The sequence below is a fragment of the Serratia sp. CY82433 genome (genome assembly GCF_052166535.1).
Lineage (GTDB): Bacteria > Pseudomonadota > Gammaproteobacteria > Enterobacterales > Enterobacteriaceae > Serratia > Serratia sarumanii.
In genome coordinates this window covers 116,281-131,724 of the sequence record NZ_JBJNOR010000002.1, presented here as the reverse complement: position 1 = coordinate 131,724, position 15,444 = coordinate 116,281, and the positions used below count along the sequence as shown (strand labels likewise).

At 60.6% G+C, this 15,444-nt stretch carries 15 protein-coding genes; 11 read left to right on the top strand and 4 right to left on the bottom strand.

Annotated elements, in window-relative coordinates; all coding sequences use genetic code 11:
• From murG to lpxC, 7 genes are all read left to right on the top strand, one after another.
• Positions 1-1,065 carry an undecaprenyldiphospho-muramoylpentapeptide beta-N-acetylglucosaminyltransferase gene (murG, locus tag ACJ8PI_RS14210; protein WP_004932773.1) on the top strand — a complete coding sequence of 355 codons (1,065 nt, stop codon included), beginning with the start codon at positions 1-3 and terminating at the stop codon, positions 1,063-1,065.
• A gap of 83 nt (positions 1,066-1,148) precedes the next feature.
• Positions 1,149-2,624 (top strand): UDP-N-acetylmuramate--L-alanine ligase, encoded by a 1,476-nt coding sequence (gene murC / locus ACJ8PI_RS14205; RefSeq protein ID WP_033637105.1) that lies wholly within the window; start codon positions 1,149-1,151, stop codon positions 2,622-2,624.
• Entirely contained in the window at positions 2,617-3,537 is a 921-nt protein-coding gene (locus tag ACJ8PI_RS14200) for a D-alanine--D-alanine ligase (protein WP_033641257.1), read from the top strand. The genes murC and ACJ8PI_RS14200 overlap by 8 nt, the downstream gene beginning before the upstream one ends.
• Position 3,538: 1 nt before the next feature.
• Positions 3,539-4,390 (top strand): cell division protein FtsQ, encoded by an 852-nt coding sequence (gene ftsQ / locus ACJ8PI_RS14195; RefSeq protein ID WP_033637108.1) that lies wholly within the window; start codon positions 3,539-3,541, stop codon positions 4,388-4,390.
• Positions 4,387-5,643 carry a cell division protein FtsA gene (ftsA, locus tag ACJ8PI_RS14190; protein ID WP_004932758.1) on the top strand — a complete coding sequence of 419 codons (1,257 nt, stop codon included), beginning with the start codon at positions 4,387-4,389 and terminating at the stop codon, positions 5,641-5,643. The genes ftsQ and ftsA overlap by 4 nt, the downstream gene beginning before the upstream one ends.
• A gap of 74 nt (positions 5,644-5,717) precedes the next feature.
• Positions 5,718-6,872, top strand: coding sequence for a cell division protein FtsZ (gene ftsZ, locus ACJ8PI_RS14185; protein ID WP_004932757.1), 1,155 nt, complete (start codon positions 5,718-5,720; stop codon positions 6,870-6,872).
• A 103-nt stretch (positions 6,873-6,975) separates the two neighbouring features.
• Positions 6,976-7,893 carry a UDP-3-O-acyl-N-acetylglucosamine deacetylase gene (lpxC, locus tag ACJ8PI_RS14180; RefSeq protein WP_025159644.1) on the top strand — a complete coding sequence of 306 codons (918 nt, stop codon included), beginning with the start codon at positions 6,976-6,978 and terminating at the stop codon, positions 7,891-7,893.
• A gap of 104 nt (positions 7,894-7,997) precedes the next feature.
• On the opposite strand, the gene ACJ8PI_RS14175 is transcribed toward lpxC, so the two are convergent.
• Complete coding sequence (locus tag ACJ8PI_RS14175) at positions 7,998-8,513, bottom strand: DUF721 domain-containing protein (protein ID WP_033637110.1); 516 nt, start codon at positions 8,511-8,513, stop codon at positions 7,998-8,000.
• Positions 8,514-8,539: 26 nt separating this feature from the next.
• On the opposite strand from ACJ8PI_RS14175, the gene secM reads away from it, so the two are divergent.
• The 3 genes from secM (at position 8,540) to mutT (ending at position 12,345) form a co-directional block, all read left to right on the top strand.
• Positions 8,540-9,070 carry a secA translation cis-regulator SecM gene (gene secM / locus ACJ8PI_RS14170; RefSeq protein WP_033649205.1) on the top strand — a complete coding sequence of 177 codons (531 nt, stop codon included), beginning with the start codon at positions 8,540-8,542 and terminating at the stop codon, positions 9,068-9,070.
• An 82-nt stretch (positions 9,071-9,152) separates the two neighbouring features.
• Positions 9,153-11,861 (top strand): preprotein translocase subunit SecA, encoded by a 2,709-nt coding sequence (secA, locus tag ACJ8PI_RS14165; RefSeq protein WP_033637114.1) that lies wholly within the window; start codon positions 9,153-9,155, stop codon positions 11,859-11,861.
• Positions 11,862-11,940: 79 nt separating this feature from the next.
• Positions 11,941-12,345, top strand: a complete 405-nt coding sequence (gene mutT / locus ACJ8PI_RS14160) for an 8-oxo-dGTP diphosphatase MutT (protein WP_033652916.1) — start codon at positions 11,941-11,943, stop codon at positions 12,343-12,345.
• A gap of 39 nt (positions 12,346-12,384) precedes the next feature.
• On the opposite strand, the gene yacG is transcribed toward mutT, so the two are convergent.
• From yacG to coaE, 3 genes are read right to left on the bottom strand one after another with little or no spacing between them, the layout of a single operon-like run.
• Positions 12,385-12,576, bottom strand: a complete 192-nt coding sequence (gene yacG / locus ACJ8PI_RS14155) for a DNA gyrase inhibitor YacG (RefSeq protein ID WP_004932737.1) — start codon at positions 12,574-12,576, stop codon at positions 12,385-12,387.
• A gap of 51 nt (positions 12,577-12,627) precedes the next feature.
• The gene (gene zapD, locus ACJ8PI_RS14150; RefSeq protein ID WP_039568833.1) at positions 12,628-13,380 is read right to left on the bottom strand and encodes a cell division protein ZapD; all 753 of its coding nucleotides are present in this window, start codon (positions 13,378-13,380) and stop codon (positions 12,628-12,630) included.
• A gap of 5 nt (positions 13,381-13,385) precedes the next feature.
• A complete protein-coding gene (gene coaE, locus ACJ8PI_RS14145; protein ID WP_033637119.1) occupies positions 13,386-14,000 on the bottom strand; it encodes a dephospho-CoA kinase in 615 nt (204 codons plus the stop codon).
• Positions 14,001-14,362: 362 nt separating this feature from the next.
• On the opposite strand from coaE, the gene ACJ8PI_RS14140 reads away from it, so the two are divergent.
• The gene (locus ACJ8PI_RS14140; protein ID WP_015376656.1) at positions 14,363-15,406 is read left to right on the top strand and encodes a GMP reductase; all 1,044 of its coding nucleotides are present in this window, start codon (positions 14,363-14,365) and stop codon (positions 15,404-15,406) included.
• Positions 15,407-15,444 lie beyond the last annotated feature (38 nt).

The window sequence follows — 15,444 nt, the reverse complement described above, 5'->3', positions numbered from 1 at the left end:
ATGAGCGGGAAACCTAAGCGTTTAATGGTGATGGCAGGCGGTACCGGCGGGCACGTGTTCCCGGGGCTGGCGGTCGCGCATCATCTGATGGCGCAGGGCTGGCAGGTGCGCTGGCTCGGAACCGCAGACCGAATGGAAGCCGATCTGGTGCCGAAGCACGGGATCGAGATTGATTTTATCCGCATCTCCGGCCTGCGCGGCAAAGGCCTGAAGGCCCAGCTGACTGCGCCGCTGCGGATCTGGCAGGCGGTGCGCCAGGCGAAAGCCATCATGCGCAGCTATCAGCCGGATGTGGTGCTGGGGATGGGCGGTTACGTTTCCGGCCCCGGCGGCCTGGCGGCCTGGCAGTGCGGCATCCCGGTGGTGCTGCACGAGCAGAACGGCATCGCCGGCTTGACCAACCGCTGGCTGGCGCGCATCGCCGCCAAAGTGATGCAGGCCTTCCCCGGCGCGTTCCCGAACGCCGAGGTGGTGGGCAACCCGGTGCGCACCGACGTGTTGGCGCTGCCGCTGCCGGCGGAGCGGTTGCAGGGGCGCGAAGGCCCGATCCGCGTGCTGGTGATTGGCGGAAGTCAGGGCGCGCGCGTGCTGAATCAGACAGTTCCTGAAGTCGCGGCGCGTTTGGGCGATAGAATTACGCTCTGGCATCAGGTTGGCAAGGGCGCGCTGGAAACGGTGCTGCGCGACTACGAAAGGGTAGGGCAGACGCAGCACAAGGTGACCGAGTTCATCGACGACATGGCCGCCGCCTACGCCTGGGCCGACGTGGTGGTCTGCCGCTCCGGCGCGTTGACCGTCAGCGAAATCGCGGCGGCGGGGCTGCCGGCGATCTTCGTGCCGTTCATGCATAAGGATCGTCAGCAGTACTGGAACGCGCGCCCGCTGGAAGAAGCCGGCGCGGCGAAGATTATCGAACAGCCGCAGTTCAACGCCGATGTGGTGGCCGAACTGCTGGCGAGCTGGGATCGCAAGACGCTGCTGGCCATGGCCGAGAAAGCGCGCGCGGTCGCCATTCCGGACGCCACCGAGCGCGTGGCGGCGGAGCTGGTGCGGCTCGCCAAGTAACGAGTGCAGGGGTCGGTGCGCCGAACCTGAATAAAAGCAATGTGATGTAGGGCCGGGGTACCGGATCCGGATTAGAGAGAGTGATGAATACACAACAACTGGCGAAACTACGTACTATCGTGCCCGAGATGCGTCGCGTCCGGCACATTCACTTTGTCGGCATCGGTGGTGCCGGCATGGGTGGTATCGCCGAAGTGTTGGCAAACGAAGGGTATCAGATCAGCGGCTCCGACCTGGCGCCGAATCCGGTCACCCAACAGTTGAGCGCGCTCGGGGCGACGATTTACTTCAATCACCGTCCGGAAAACGTGCTGGATGCGAGCGTGGTGGTGGTGTCTACCGCCATCTCCGCCGACAACCCGGAGATCGTCGCCGCCCGTGAAGCGCGCATCCCGGTGATCCGCCGCGCAGAGATGCTGGCGGAGCTGATGCGTTTTCGCCACGGCATCGCTATCGCCGGCACGCACGGCAAAACCACCACCACGGCGATGGTTTCGAGCATTTACGCCGAAGCCCGCCTGGACCCGACCTTTGTCAACGGCGGGCTGGTGAAGGCGGCGGGCACCCATGCGCGACTGGGGTCCAGCCGTTATCTGATCGCGGAAGCGGATGAGAGCGATGCGTCGTTCCTGCATCTGCAGCCGATGGTGGCCGTGGTCACCAATATCGAAGCCGACCACATGGACACCTACCAGGGCGACTTTGAGAACCTGAAGCAGACGTTTATCAATTTCTTGCACAACCTGCCGTTCTACGGCCGCGCGGTGATGTGCATCGACGATCCGGTAGTGCGCGAGCTGTTGCCGCGCGTGGGTCGCCACATCACCACCTATGGCTTCAGTGACGATGCCGATGTGCGCATCGAAGACTACCGGCAGATTGGGCCGCAGGGGCACTTTACCCTGAGCCGTCAGGACAAGCCGTTGCTGACGGTGACGCTGAACGCGCCGGGCCGCCACAATGCGTTGAACGCCGCAGCGGCGGTAGCGGTAGCGACCGAAGAAGGCATCGACGACGAAGATATCCTGCGCGCGCTGGCGGGCTTCCAGGGCACCGGGCGCCGCTTCGATTTCCTCGGTGAGTTCCCGCTGGAGCCGGTCAACGGCAAAGCAGGCAGCGCGATGCTGGTGGACGACTACGGCCACCATCCGACCGAAGTGGACGCCACGCTGAAAGCGGCGCGCGCCGGCTGGCCGGACAAGCGTCTGGTGATGATCTTCCAGCCGCACCGTTATACGCGCACCCGCGATCTGTACGACGATTTCGCCAACGTGCTGTCGCAGGTGGATGTGCTGCTGATGCTCGACGTGTACGCCGCCGGCGAAGCGCCGATCCCGGGCGCGGACAGCCGTTCGCTGTGCCGCACCATCCGCAGCCGCGGTAAGCTGGATCCGATCCTGGTTTCCGATGCCGATACCGTGCCGGAAACCCTGGCGCAGCTGCTGCAGGATGAAGACCTGGTGCTGGTGCAAGGCGCCGGCAACGTGGGCAAAATCGCCCGTAAACTGGCCGAGCTGAAGCTGCAGCCGCCGAAGAAAGAGGAGGAGCACCATGGCTGATAAAGTTGCAGTTCTGCTGGGCGGCACCTCCGCTGAACGTGACGTTTCCCTGCAATCCGGCGCCGCGGTGCTGGCCGGGTTGCGCGAAGCCGGTATCGATGCGCACGGCGTCGATACCCGCGATTTCCCGGTGACCCAGCTGAAAGAGCAGGGGTTCACCAAAGTGTTTATCGCGCTGCATGGCCGCGGCGGCGAGGACGGCACCCTGCAGGGGCTGCTGGAGTTCCTCGAGCTGCCTTATACCGGCAGCGGCGTGATGGCCTCGGCGCTGACCATGGACAAATGGCGCACCAAGATGGTGTGGCAGTCGATGGGCTTGCCGGTGGCGCCTTACGTGGCGCTGAATCGCCAGCTGTATCTCGGCGCTGAAAAAGCGGCGCTGCTGGCGCGCGTGGCGGATCTCGGCCTGCCACTGATCGTCAAGCCGAGCCGAGAAGGCTCCAGCGTCGGCATGAGCAAGGTCACCGAGAGCGCCGCGTTGGAAGCCGCGCTGGAAGAGGCCTTCCGTCATGACGACGATGTGCTGGTGGAGAAGTGGCTGAGCGGCCCGGAATATACCGTGGCGATGCTGGGCGACCAGGTGCTGCCGTCGATCCGCATCCAGCCGGCCGGCGTGTTTTACGACTACCAGGCCAAGTACATTTCGGATGACACGCAGTACTTCTGCCCGAGCGGTTTGAGCGCCGAGCAGGAAGCCGAGATGGCGGCGTTGGCGCTGCGCGCCTATCGCGGCCTGGACTGCAGCGGCTGGGGCCGCGTCGACGTGATGCAAGACAGCGATGGCAGCTTCTATCTGCTTGAGGTGAACACCTCTCCGGGCATGACCAGTCATAGCCTGGTGCCGATGGCGGCGCGCCAGTTTGGATTAAGCTTCTCGCAGTTGGTGGCGAGAATTTTGGAGTTGGCCGACTGATATGTCGCAAGCTGCCCTGAATGCGCGCGATCGCGAGGTCGATAACGGCCCGCGCCGCAGCAATGGAACCCAGTTGGCGGGAATGATTTTCCTGCTGATGGTGTTGGGAACGGTCGTGTGGAGCGGTTGGGCGGTGCTTGGCTGGATGAAAGACGCCAGTCGCCTGCCGCTCTCAAGGCTGGTGGTGACCGGCGAACGCCACTACACCACCAACGATGATATTCGTCAGGCGATCCTGGCGCTGGGCGCGCCCGGCACCTTTATGACGCAGGATGTGGACGTCATCCAGCAGCAGATCGAACGTCTGCCGTGGATCAAGCAGGCCAGCGTGCGCAAACAATGGCCGGATGAGCTGAAGATCCATCTGGTGGAGTACGTCCCGGTGGCGCGCTGGAACGATTTGCACATGGTGGACGCCGAAGGCAAAGCGTTCAGCGTGCCGGCGGAGCGGGCGGGCAAGCAGAAGTTGCCGCTGCTCTACGGGCCGGAAGGGAGCGAGCAGGATGTGCTGGAAGGCTATCGGGCGATGAGCGCTTCGTTGGCGGCCAGCAAATATACGCTGAAAATGGCGGCGATGACCGCGCGCCATTCCTGGCAGCTGGCGCTGGACAACGATGTCCGGCTTGAGCTGGGGCGCGATGACCGCAATGGGCGTTTGCAGCGGTTTATCGAGCTTTACCCGGTATTGCAGCAGCAGGGCCAGGCGGAGAGCAAGCGTGTCAGCTATGTCGATCTGCGCTACGAGTCCGGCGCTTCGGTAGGGTGGGCTCCGGTGTTGGTCGATCCGCAGGCGCTTGGCGGTCAGCAAAACAGTAATCAGCAACAGAATCAGGCACAGGCAAAACAACAATGATCAAGTCGACGGACAGAAAACTGGTAGTTGGACTGGAGATCGGTACTGCAAAAGTCTCCGCGTTGGTAGGGGAAGTTCTGCCCGATGGCATGGTCAACATTATCGGGGTGGGCAGCTGCCCGTCTCGCGGCATGGATAAGGGTGGCGTAAACGACCTGGAGTCGGTGGTGAAGTGCGTACAGCGCGCCATCGATCAGGCCGAGCTGATGGCGGACTGCCAGATCTCCTCGGTGTATCTGGCGCTGTCGGGCAAACACATCAGCTGCCAGAACGAAATCGGCATGGTGCCGATCTCGGAAGAGGAAGTGACGCAGGATGACGTGGAGAACGTGGTGCATACCGCCAAATCGGTGCGCGTGCGCGACGAACACCGCATTCTGCACGTGATTCCTCAGGAATACGCCATCGATTATCAGGAAGGCATCAAAAACCCGGTTGGGCTGTCCGGCGTGCGCATGCAGGCCAAGGTGCATCTGATTACCTGCCATAACGATATGGCGAAGAACATCGTCAAGGCCGTGGAACGTTGCGGCCTGAAAGTTGACCAACTTATTTTCGCCGGTCTGGCCGCGAGCTACGCGGTGCTGACCGAAGATGAACGCGAACTCGGCGTTTGCGTGGTGGATATCGGCGGCGGCACCATGGATATGGCGGTGTACACCGGCGGTGCGCTGCGCCACACCAAAGTGATCCCTTATGCCGGGAACGTGGTCACCAGCGATATCGCCTACGCCTTCGGCACGCCGCCGACCGACGCGGAAGCGATTAAAGTTCGACACGGCTGTGCGCTTGGGTCGATTGTTAGCAAGGATGAGAATGTAGAGGTGCCTAGCGTCGGGGGACGTCCTCCGCGCAGTCTGCAAAGACAGACGCTGGCTGAAGTCATTGAGCCACGCTACACCGAACTGTTGAATCTGGTTAACGATGAAATTTTGCAATTGCAGGAGCAACTGCGTCAGCAAGGGGTGAAGCATCATCTGGCGGCAGGTATCGTGCTGACCGGTGGCGCCGCCCAGATTGATGGCCTGGCAGCCTGTGCGCAACGGGTGTTTCACACTCAGGTACGCATCGGCCAACCCTTGAACATCACGGGTCTGACGGATTATGCGCAGGAGCCTTACTACTCGACGGCGGTAGGTCTGCTGCACTATGGAAAAGAGTCTCACCTGAGCGGTGAGACGGAAGTAGAAAAACGCGCCTCGGTGGGCAATTGGTTTAAACGCATCAATAGCTGGCTGAGAAAAGAGTTTTAATGTTTCAACAAAGAGATCATGCTGAGTAATCTTTTTATGATCTCGCAGCGACAGGCACAAAACGGAGAGAAACTATGTTTGAACCAATGGAACTAACCAATGACGCGGTGATTAAAGTCATCGGCGTCGGCGGCGGCGGTGGCAACGCCGTTGAACACATGGTGCGCGAGCGCATCGAAGGTGTTGAATTCTTCGCTGTGAACACGGACGCCCAGGCGCTCCGCAAAACGGCGGTTGGCCAAACCATCCAGATCGGTAGCGGTATTACCAAAGGTCTGGGTGCGGGCGCGAACCCGGAAGTGGGTCGCAATTCAGCGGAAGAAGACCGCGAAGCCCTGCGCGCAGCGCTGGACGGCGCAGACATGGTCTTCATCGCGGCCGGCATGGGCGGCGGTACCGGTACCGGTGCGGCGCCAGTGGTGGCTGAAGTGGCTAAAGATTTGGGTATTCTGACCGTGGCCGTGGTGACCAAGCCTTTCAACTTCGAAGGCAAGAAGCGCATGGCATTCGCGGAGCAGGGTATCGCTGAGCTGTCCAAACACGTGGACTCGCTGATCACCATCCCGAACGACAAATTGCTGAAAGTTCTGGGGCGCGGCATCTCTCTGCTGGACGCGTTCGGCGCGGCCAACGACGTGCTGAAAGGCGCGGTGCAGGGTATCGCCGAGCTGATCACCCGTCCGGGCCTGATGAACGTCGACTTCGCCGACGTGCGCACCGTGATGTCCGAAATGGGCTACGCGATGATGGGTTCCGGCGTGGCTTGCGGTGAAGACCGTGCCGAAGAAGCGGCCGAAATGGCGATCTCCAGCCCACTGCTGGAAGACATCGACCTGTCCGGCGCGCGCGGCGTGCTGGTCAACATTACCGCCGGCTTCGACCTGCGTCTGGATGAGTTCGAAACCGTGGGTAACACCATCCGTGCGTTCGCTTCCGACAACGCGACCGTGGTTATCGGTACCTCGCTGGATCCGGAAATGAACGACGAACTGCGCGTTACCGTGGTTGCAACCGGTATCGGTATGGACAAACGTCCTGAAATCACCCTGGTGACCAATAAGCAGGCCAGCCAGCCGGTGATGGATCACCGTTATCAGCAGCACGGCATGTCGCCTCTGCCGCAGGAAGTAAAACCTGCCGCCAAGGTGGTCAACGACCAAGCTGCGCAACCGAATAAAGAGCCCGACTATCTTGATATTCCAGCCTTCCTGCGTAAACAGGCAGACTAAGAATATCCTGAGAATTTGGAATCTCCGCTCTTTGTGCTAAACTGTCCCGCCAGCCATGCTGTATGCTTGGCTGGTAGGATGGATAACATTGCGAGATAAAACGATGATCAAACAAAGGACATTAAAACGTATTGTTCAGGCGACTGGCGTCGGTTTGCATACCGGCAAGAAAGTCACGCTGACAATGCGCCCAGCGCCGGCTAATACCGGGGTCATCTATCGTCGCACTGACTTGAATCCACCGGTTGATTTTCCGGCTGATGCAAAATCCGTGCGTGATACCATGCTCTGTACTTGCCTGGTGAATGAGCATGACGTGCGTATTTCGACCGTTGAGCACCTCAACGCCGCGCTGGCTGGGTTGGGCATCGACAACATTGTCATCGAAGTCGACGCCGCTGAAATCCCAATCATGGACGGCAGCGCCAGTCCGTTCGTGTTCTTGCTGCTGGATGCCGGCATCGAAGAGCTGAACTCGGCGAAGAAATTCCTGCGTCTGAAAGAGACCGTGCGTGTTGAAGATGGCGACAAATGGGCCGAGCTGTCCCCGCATAACGGGTTCCGCCTGGACTTCACCATCGACTTCAATCACCCGGCTATCGACGCCAGCTCTCAGCGCTATCGTCTTGATTTCTCGGCTGAGTCGTTCGTGCGTCAAATCAGCCGCGCGCGCACCTTCGGGTTCATGCGCGACATCGAATACCTGCAGTCCCGCGGCCTGGCCCTGGGCGGCAGCTTCGACTGCGCCATCGTGGTGGATGACTACCGCGTGCTGAACGAAGACGGCCTGCGTTTCGAAGACGAATTCGTACGTCACAAAATGCTGGACGCCATCGGCGACCTGTTCATGTGCGGCCACAACATCATTGGCGCGTTTACCGCGTACAAGTCTGGCCACGCGTTGAACAACAAACTGCTGCAGGCCGTGCTGGCCAAGCAGGAAGCGTGGGAATACGTGACCTTCCAGGACGAAGCCGAAATGCCGTTGGCATTCAAGGCACCGTCTACCGTATTGGCGTAAGGTCTGAATTCCTCGCCCGCTGCGAATAACGGCAGGCGCATCCTCTGAGAGCCTGAGCATTCAGGCTCGTGATGCGGTCTGATGTTTTGCAGTTGTGTCGCTGATTACTTATCACGACTGGTTGTGTTGGTACCCTCTCCGGCCAATGCAGCCAGCCGTTCCAATATCTTGCGCAGTTTTTCCGGGCTACGGCTCGCCAATCCTCTCAGTTCTTCCGCACTTTCCAGACTCAAATGCCGCATCGGCACCGGTTTTTCCGGCGCTTTCTCTGCGTTTTGCACCTGGTGGCTGCCTTTCGCCATCAAGGCCGGATTAATCCTGATGTCGATCGACGACAATGATGGTAGAATTTGCGCTCGTAGTGCAGACAGCAAAGCGGGTTGTTCGTAGCGCAAGCGCATCATCCAACTGGCATTTGCCGTTTCGAGCACTAAAATACCCTGTCGGAAATTCGCGACGCGGCACCAGGGATGCAGGGGAGCGGGCAACAGGCCCTTCACTGCACGGTTAAGCTTGAGCAGCGCCACCGCGCGTTGCTGGACGTTATGCAGCGGCCCTTTGCTGCCGGCAGACGCGTCGTCGAACAGGACATCTAATAATTGTGGACGGCTATCGCGCATAATGGGCTCCGGCGGATTATAAACTCGTGATCGGTATTCTAAATCGTTGGCGACAATTTGGCAGACGTTATTTCTGGCCCCATCTCCTGTTAGGGATGGTTGCGGCCACGCTTGGCGCGTCTTCCAGTTTGTCCGGCGCCCCCGATCAGGCCGCACTGCCGAATACGTCGTCCAGCCTTAACCGGCAAAATGCGGCCAATGGCACCTTCAACAGCCTGGCCCTGCTGCAGGACGCGCACCGCCGTCCTACCTTCAGCGTAGATTATTGGCAGCAACATGCGCTGCGCACCGTCATTCGTCACCTCTCTTTCGCGCTGGCGCCGCAGGCGGTTTATGCGCGGGTGCAGGAGAGCGAAGCCGAAGCGGAACCCCCTTTGCAGGTGGCGCAACTGGCGCTGCTGTCCACCCTCAACGCGCTGCTGACGCACGAGCCGAAGCCGCCGACCATCATTCGCCACACCCACCTTGAGGTGCTGCCAACGCTGGCACGGCACCAGACCGGCCTGTGGGTGGCGCAGGTACAGGGCATTCGCGCCGGGCCTGCCGCGCTCGTCTGACTCCGCCCTTCGGGCACAAAAACCATAAATAATAGCAAGTTGACTGCCGTGTCAGGCCGTCATGACAGAGATATCAAACATCATGTTAGTGAAATTATTAACCAAAGTTTTTGGCAGCCGTAACGATCGTACCCTGCGCCGCATGCGCAAAGTGGTTGAGCAGATCAACCGCATGGAACCGGACATGGAAAAACTGTCCGATGATGAGCTGAAAGCGAAAACCAACGAATTCCGCGCGCGCCTGGAGAAGGGCGAATCGCTGGAAAGCCTGATCCCGGAAGCCTTCGCCGTAGTGCGTGAGGCGAGCAAACGCGTGTTCGGCATGCGTCACTTCGACGTGCAGCTGCTGGGCGGCATGGTGCTGAACGATCGCTGCATCGCCGAGATGCGCACCGGTGAAGGTAAAACCCTGACCGCGACGCTGCCGGCTTACCTGAACGCCCTGAGCGGCCGCGGCGTGCACGTCGTGACCGTCAACGACTATCTGGCGCAGCGTGACGCCGAAAACAACCGTCCGCTGTTCGAGTTCCTCGGCCTGAGCATCGGTATCAACCTGCCGGGCATGCCGGCGCCGGCCAAGCGTGAAGCTTACGCCGCCGACATCACCTACGGCACCAACAACGAATACGGCTTCGACTACCTGCGCGACAACATGGCGTTCAGCCCGGAAGAGCGCGTGCAGCGCAAACTGCACTATGCGCTGGTGGATGAGGTGGACTCCATCCTGATCGATGAAGCGCGTACGCCGCTGATCATCTCCGGCCCGGCCGAAGACAGCTCCGAGATGTACATCAAGGTCAACAAGCTGATCCCTAAACTGATCCGCCAGGAAAAAGAAGACTCCGACACCTTCAAGGGTGAAGGGCACTTCTCGGTGGATGAGAAGGCGCGCCAGGTCCACCTGACCGAACGCGGCCTGATCCTGATCGAAGAGATGCTGGTGGAAGCCGGCATCATGGATGAGGGCGAGTCGCTGTACTCGCCGACCAACATCATGCTGATGCACCACGTTACCGCCGCGCTGCGCGCCCACGTGCTGTTCACCCGCGACGTTGACTACATCGTGAAAGATGGCGAAGTGATCATCGTCGACGAACACACCGGCCGTACCATGCAGGGCCGCCGTTGGTCCGACGGCCTGCACCAGGCGGTGGAAGCCAAAGAAGGCGTGGAGATCCAGAACGAGAACCAGACGCTGGCTTCGATCACCTTCCAGAACTACTTCCGCCTGTACGAGAAGCTGGCGGGGATGACCGGTACCGCCGATACCGAAGCCTTCGAATTCAGCTCGATCTACAAGCTGGACACCATCGTGGTGCCAACCAACCGTCCGATGATCCGTAAGGACATGCCGGATCTGGTATATATGACCGAGAAAGAGAAGATCGGCGCCATCATCGAAGACATCCGCGAGCGTACCGCCAAAGGCCAGCCGGTGCTGGTGGGCACCATCTCGATCGAGAAATCCGAAGTGGTTTCCCGCGAACTGACCAAAGCGGGCATCGACCACAAGGTGCTGAACGCCAAGTTCCACGCCATGGAAGCGGATATCGTCGCCCAGGCCGGCCAGAGCGGCGCGGTGACCATCGCCACCAACATGGCGGGCCGTGGTACCGATATCGTGCTGGGCGGCAGCTGGCAGGCCGAAGTAGCGCTGCTGGAAGCGCCGACCGAAGAGCAGATTGAAGCCATCAAAGCCGCCTGGAAAGAACGCCACGACGCGGTGCTGGCGGCAGGCGGCCTGCATATCATCGGCACCGAGCGCCATGAATCGCGCCGTATCGATAACCAGCTGCGCGGCCGTTCCGGTCGTCAGGGCGATGCCGGTTCATCCCGCTTCTACCTGTCGATGGAAGATGCCCTGATGCGTATCTTCGCTTCGGATCGCGTGTCCGGCATGATGCGTAAACTGGGTATGAAAGAAGGCGAAGCGATTGAGCACCCGTGGGTGACCAAGGCGATCGCCAACGCCCAGCGCAAGGTAGAGAGCCGCAACTTCGACATCCGTAAGCAGCTGCTGGAATACGACGACGTCGCCAACGATCAGCGCCGCGCCATCTACAGCCAGCGTAACGAATTGCTGGACGTGTCCGACGTGAGCGAAACCATCGCCAGCATCCGCGAGGACGTGTTCAAGAGCACCATCGACAACTACATCACGCCGCAGTCGCTGGAAGAAGAGTGGGACATTCAGGGGTTGGAAGAGCGCCTGAAGAACGACTTCGATCTGGAGATGCCGATCGCACAATGGCTGGACAAAGAGCCGGAGCTGCACGAAGAGACGCTGCGCGAACGCATTCTGGAGAACGCCAAAGAGCAGTACCAGCGTAAGGAAGACGTGGTCGGCAGCGAAATGATGCGCAACTTCGAGAAGGGCGTGATGCTGCAGACGCTGGATTCCCTATGGAAAGAACACCTGGCGGCGATGGACTACCTGCGTCAGGGTATCCACCTGCGCGGCTATGCGCAGAAGGATCCAAAGCAGGAGTACAAGCGCGAATCCTTCAACATGTTCGCCACCATGCTGGAATCGCTGAAATATGAAGTGATCAGCGTGCTGAGCAAGGTTCAGGTGCGGATGCCGGAAGAGGTGGAAGCGCTGGAACAGCAGCGCCGTGAAGAGGCCGAGCGCCTGGCGCAGCACCAACAGTTGAGCCACCACGACGAGAACGCGCTGGTGACCGAAGATCCGAACGCGCCGGCGACCGCCGAGCGTAAAGTGGGCCGCAACGATCCATGCCCATGCGGCTCCGGCAAGAAATACAAGCAGTGCCACGGCCGCCTGCAGTAATGCCGGCCGCGGTTAACCGATAACACCAGGGGTTCAGCTTGCTGAGCCCCTGTTTTTTGACACCCATCAGGAGGGTGAGATGAAACATCTGAATATCGCCGTGGGCATCATCCGCAATGCGCAACGGGAGATCTTTATTACCCGCCGCGCCGCCGACGCGCACATGGCCGGGTTCTGGGAGTTTCCCGGCGGCAAGATCGAACAGGGTGAAACGCCGGAACAGGCGCTGAGCCGCGAGCTGCGGGAAGAGACCGGTATCGAAGCCGAACGTGCCGAGCTGCTGGAGGTGGTGGAGCATCGCTTCAGCGATCGCATCGTGACGCTGAATTTTTATCTGGTGGAGGCCTGGGCAGGCGAGCCGTTCGGCCGTGAAGGGCAACCGATGCGCTGGGTAAAACAGGCGGATCTGCGTGAAGACGAATTCCCGGAAGCCAACGTCGGCATCATCCGACTGTTGGTGGCGCAGGCGAACGCCGCGCAATGACAAGCGTGGCCTGGCGCCCGCCAGGCCAACCGTGGGCGATCAGCGATCGTCCATTTCACTCCAGTCTTCGCTTTCCGACAGATCGCTGTTGCTCGGAATGCGCTTCTCTTCATCGGCCCACTCGCCGAGATCGATCAGCTGGCAGCGCTTGCTGCAAAACGGCCGGAACGGGCTGACTTCACCCCAAACCACGCCGGTGCCACAGGTTGGGCATTTTACTACGGTCGTCATAACGGTTCCTTACGCCTTCTGTCAGTGCTGAGAAGGCTTTCTTTCACAAGTTCAACAACAGGCCAGTTCGAACGTCAGGCGTTCAGGCACCACGCCATTTTCGCTGTCCAGCGGCAGGAAACGAATGGCATAACGCGTCTTGTGGCCGGAAATCTGCGGATAAAGCTGTGGCGCCAGATGGAGGCGCAGGCGCAGCAGATCCGCCCCTTCGGCGTTGTCCTGGAAAAAGCCGTTCAGGCTGATTTGATTGCGGAACGGTCCGGACTGGCGGATCAGATCCAGCACCATGGTCAGCGCCTGGTTCAGCGGATCCAGCGACTGCAGCCAGGTGGCGACGTCGGCGTCGCGATCCTGCTGCGGCGCGTGCATCCACATGTGCAGGGTCGGCAGATCGAAGCTGCAGCAGCCGCCGGGAATATTCAGCCGCTGGCGCACCAGGCCGATCAGCCGGTCTTCGCGCAGCGCCTGGCCGAGGCGCGGCGCCGCCATCAGCGCCGATGCGCGCGACTTCAACTGGCCGCGCAGCTGGTCGATCAGCGCCATGTCCACGCCCGGCACATCGGCCCAGGCCAGCAGTTTTTGCTGCTGGCGCTCCAGCTCTTTGAGCAGTTCGGTGCGCACTTCGCCGCGCTCCAGCACGTCCAGCAAGTCGGAGACGGTGCGAAAGAAGGTGAGGGCGATGGCGGTTTCACTCAGGGCGCGTTGGCCGTGCAGCTGTTGCAGCAGGAATTCGATGCGCAGCCAGGTGCGCATTTTTTCGTTCAGCGGGTGTTCAAAGAGAACGGTTGGGGAAACATCACTCATGCAGTTTAATCCTGTTGGGGCGCTGTTGCCGCCAGTTCAAGGTAGCGACGATGCAGTGCGGCGACCTGTGGCTCTATCCCCTGAGCGGCGCCGCTGTTGTCAATAATGTCATCCGCCACGGCGAGGCGCTGCCGGCGCGTGGCCTGGGCGGCGAGAATGCTTTGCGCCTGCTCACGGCTGACGCCGTCGCGCGCGATGGTGCGAGCCAGCTGGGTTTCGGCGTCGACGTCGATCACCAGCACCCGATCGGCGCGATCCTGCAGGCCGTTTTCCACCAGCAACGGCACCACCCACAGCGCGTACGGGCTGGCGGCCTGCGCCAGTTGGCGCTGGGTTTCACGGTGTATCAGCGGATGCAGCAGCTGGTTCAGCCAGGTTTTGTCATCGGGATGGCTGAAGATGCGCTGACGCAGCGCAGCACGGTTCAACGCGCCGTCCGGCAGCAACATTTCATTACCAAATCGTTCGGCGATCGCGGCCAAGGCAGGGGTGCCCGGCTCGACGACCTGACGGGCGATCACGTCGGCATCGACAAGGGTTGCGCCGTGGCGCGCAAAGGCGTTCGCGACGGTCGTCTTGCCGCTGCCTATGCCCCCGGTCAACGCAACAATGTAGGCCATGGTGTTAGGTGCATCCGATGTTCATAAAAAAATAATAGTCGAATCATAAAGCGATCGCGCAGAAGTGCAAGTCGGCAGGCGGCGCTTGCGCGTCGGCACCGTTCGGGCGGCGAGAAAAAGTGCAGCGGCACGGCAAAAATGAGCGGGCAATCACACTGCGATTATGCAGGTAAATTTGTCGGATTGTAGCGTAAATAAAGGCGAATTCGCAGTCTTGTTCGGCGATTATTAGCGCGTATTATAACGTCACTGGAACTGGCATTAATCTCGCCGCCGTCTTTTTGCGCCACTGGAAAGCCGTCGGGCAGAGGTTCGAATATCCTCCTTGCGATCCGTCGCCATTAACCAGGAAATCATAAGTCATGCGTATTGAAGAAGATTTGAAGTTGGGCTTTAAAGACGTGTTGATCCGCCCTAAGCGCTCCACGCTGAAAAGCCGCTCCGAGGTTGAACTGGAACGTCAGTTTACCTTCAAGCATTCAGGTTGCAGCTGGTCCGGCGTGCCGATTATCGCCGCCAACATGGACACGGTGGGCACCTTCCGCATGGCAGAGGCCCTGGCTTCTTTCGACGTTCTCACCGCCGTACACAAACATTACAGCGTCGAGCAATGGGCTGACTTCGTGCAGCGCATGCCGGAATCGGTGCTGCGCCACGTGATGGTGTCCACCGGCACCTCCGAAGCCGACTTCGCCAAAATGCAGCAGATCCTGGCTCTGTCTCCGGCGCTGAAATTCATCTGCATCGACGTGGCCAACGGCTACTCTGAACATTTCGTCGCCTTCCTGCAGAAAGCGCGCGAAGCCTGCCCGAATCACGTGATCTGCGCCGGCAACGTAGTGACCGGCGAGATGGTGGAAGAGCTGATCCTCTCCGGCGCCGACATCGTTAAGGTTGGCATCGGCCCGGGCTCAGTCTGTACTACCCGCGTGAAGACCGGCGTGGGCTACCCGCAGCTGTCGGCGGTGATTGAATGCGCCGATGCGGCCCACGGGCTGGGCGGCCAAATCGTCAGCGACGGCGGCTGCTCGGTGCCGGGCGACGTCGCTAAAGCCTTCGGCGGCGGCGCTGACTTCGTGATGTTGGGCGGCATGCTGGCCGGCCACGACGAGTGTGAAGGCACCGTGGTGGAAGAGAACGGCGAAAAGTTCATGCTGTTCTACGGCATGAGCTCCGAGTCGGCGATGAAGCGCCACGTCGGCGGCGTGGCGGAGTATCGCGCGGCCGAAGGCAAAACCGTCAAACTGCCGCTGCGCGGCGAGGTGGAGTTTACCGTGCGCGATATCCTCGGCGGCCTGCGCTCTGCTTGCACCTACGTTGGCGCCGAGCGCCTGAAAGAGCTGACCAAGCGCACCACCTTTATCCGCGTGGCGGAGCAGGAAAACCGCGTCTTCGGCAGCAAATAAGCCGCACCTTGCATTCGGGCGTCGCGTACCGCGGCGCC

Bases quoted from the DNA above. Each gene is read 5' to 3' on its own strand.
- murG (WP_004932773.1), top strand. From the start codon at position 1: ATGAGCGGGAAACCTAAGCGTTTAATGGTGATGGCAGGCGGTACCGGC.
- murC (WP_033637105.1), top strand. From the start codon at position 1,149: ATGAATACACAACAACTGGCGAAACTACGTACTATCGTGCCCGAGATG.
- ACJ8PI_RS14200 (WP_033641257.1), top strand. From the start codon at position 2,617: ATGGCTGATAAAGTTGCAGTTCTGCTGGGCGGCACCTCCGCTGAACGT.
- ftsQ (WP_033637108.1), top strand. From the start codon at position 3,539: ATGTCGCAAGCTGCCCTGAATGCGCGCGATCGCGAGGTCGATAACGGC.
- ftsA (WP_004932758.1), top strand. From the start codon at position 4,387: ATGATCAAGTCGACGGACAGAAAACTGGTAGTTGGACTGGAGATCGGT.
- ftsZ (WP_004932757.1), top strand. From the start codon at position 5,718: ATGTTTGAACCAATGGAACTAACCAATGACGCGGTGATTAAAGTCATC.
- lpxC (WP_025159644.1), top strand. From the start codon at position 6,976: ATGATCAAACAAAGGACATTAAAACGTATTGTTCAGGCGACTGGCGTC.
- ACJ8PI_RS14175 (WP_033637110.1), bottom strand. From the start codon at position 8,513: ATGCGCGATAGCCGTCCACAATTATTAGATGTCCTGTTCGACGACGCG.
- secA (WP_033637114.1), top strand. From the start codon at position 9,153: ATGTTAGTGAAATTATTAACCAAAGTTTTTGGCAGCCGTAACGATCGT.
- mutT (WP_033652916.1), top strand. From the start codon at position 11,941: ATGAAACATCTGAATATCGCCGTGGGCATCATCCGCAATGCGCAACGG.
- yacG (WP_004932737.1), bottom strand. From the start codon at position 12,576: ATGACGACCGTAGTAAAATGCCCAACCTGTGGCACCGGCGTGGTTTGG.
- zapD (WP_039568833.1), bottom strand. From the start codon at position 13,380: ATGAGTGATGTTTCCCCAACCGTTCTCTTTGAACACCCGCTGAACGAA.
- coaE (WP_033637119.1), bottom strand. From the start codon at position 14,000: ATGGCCTACATTGTTGCGTTGACCGGGGGCATAGGCAGCGGCAAGACG.
- ACJ8PI_RS14140 (WP_015376656.1), top strand. From the start codon at position 14,363: ATGCGTATTGAAGAAGATTTGAAGTTGGGCTTTAAAGACGTGTTGATC.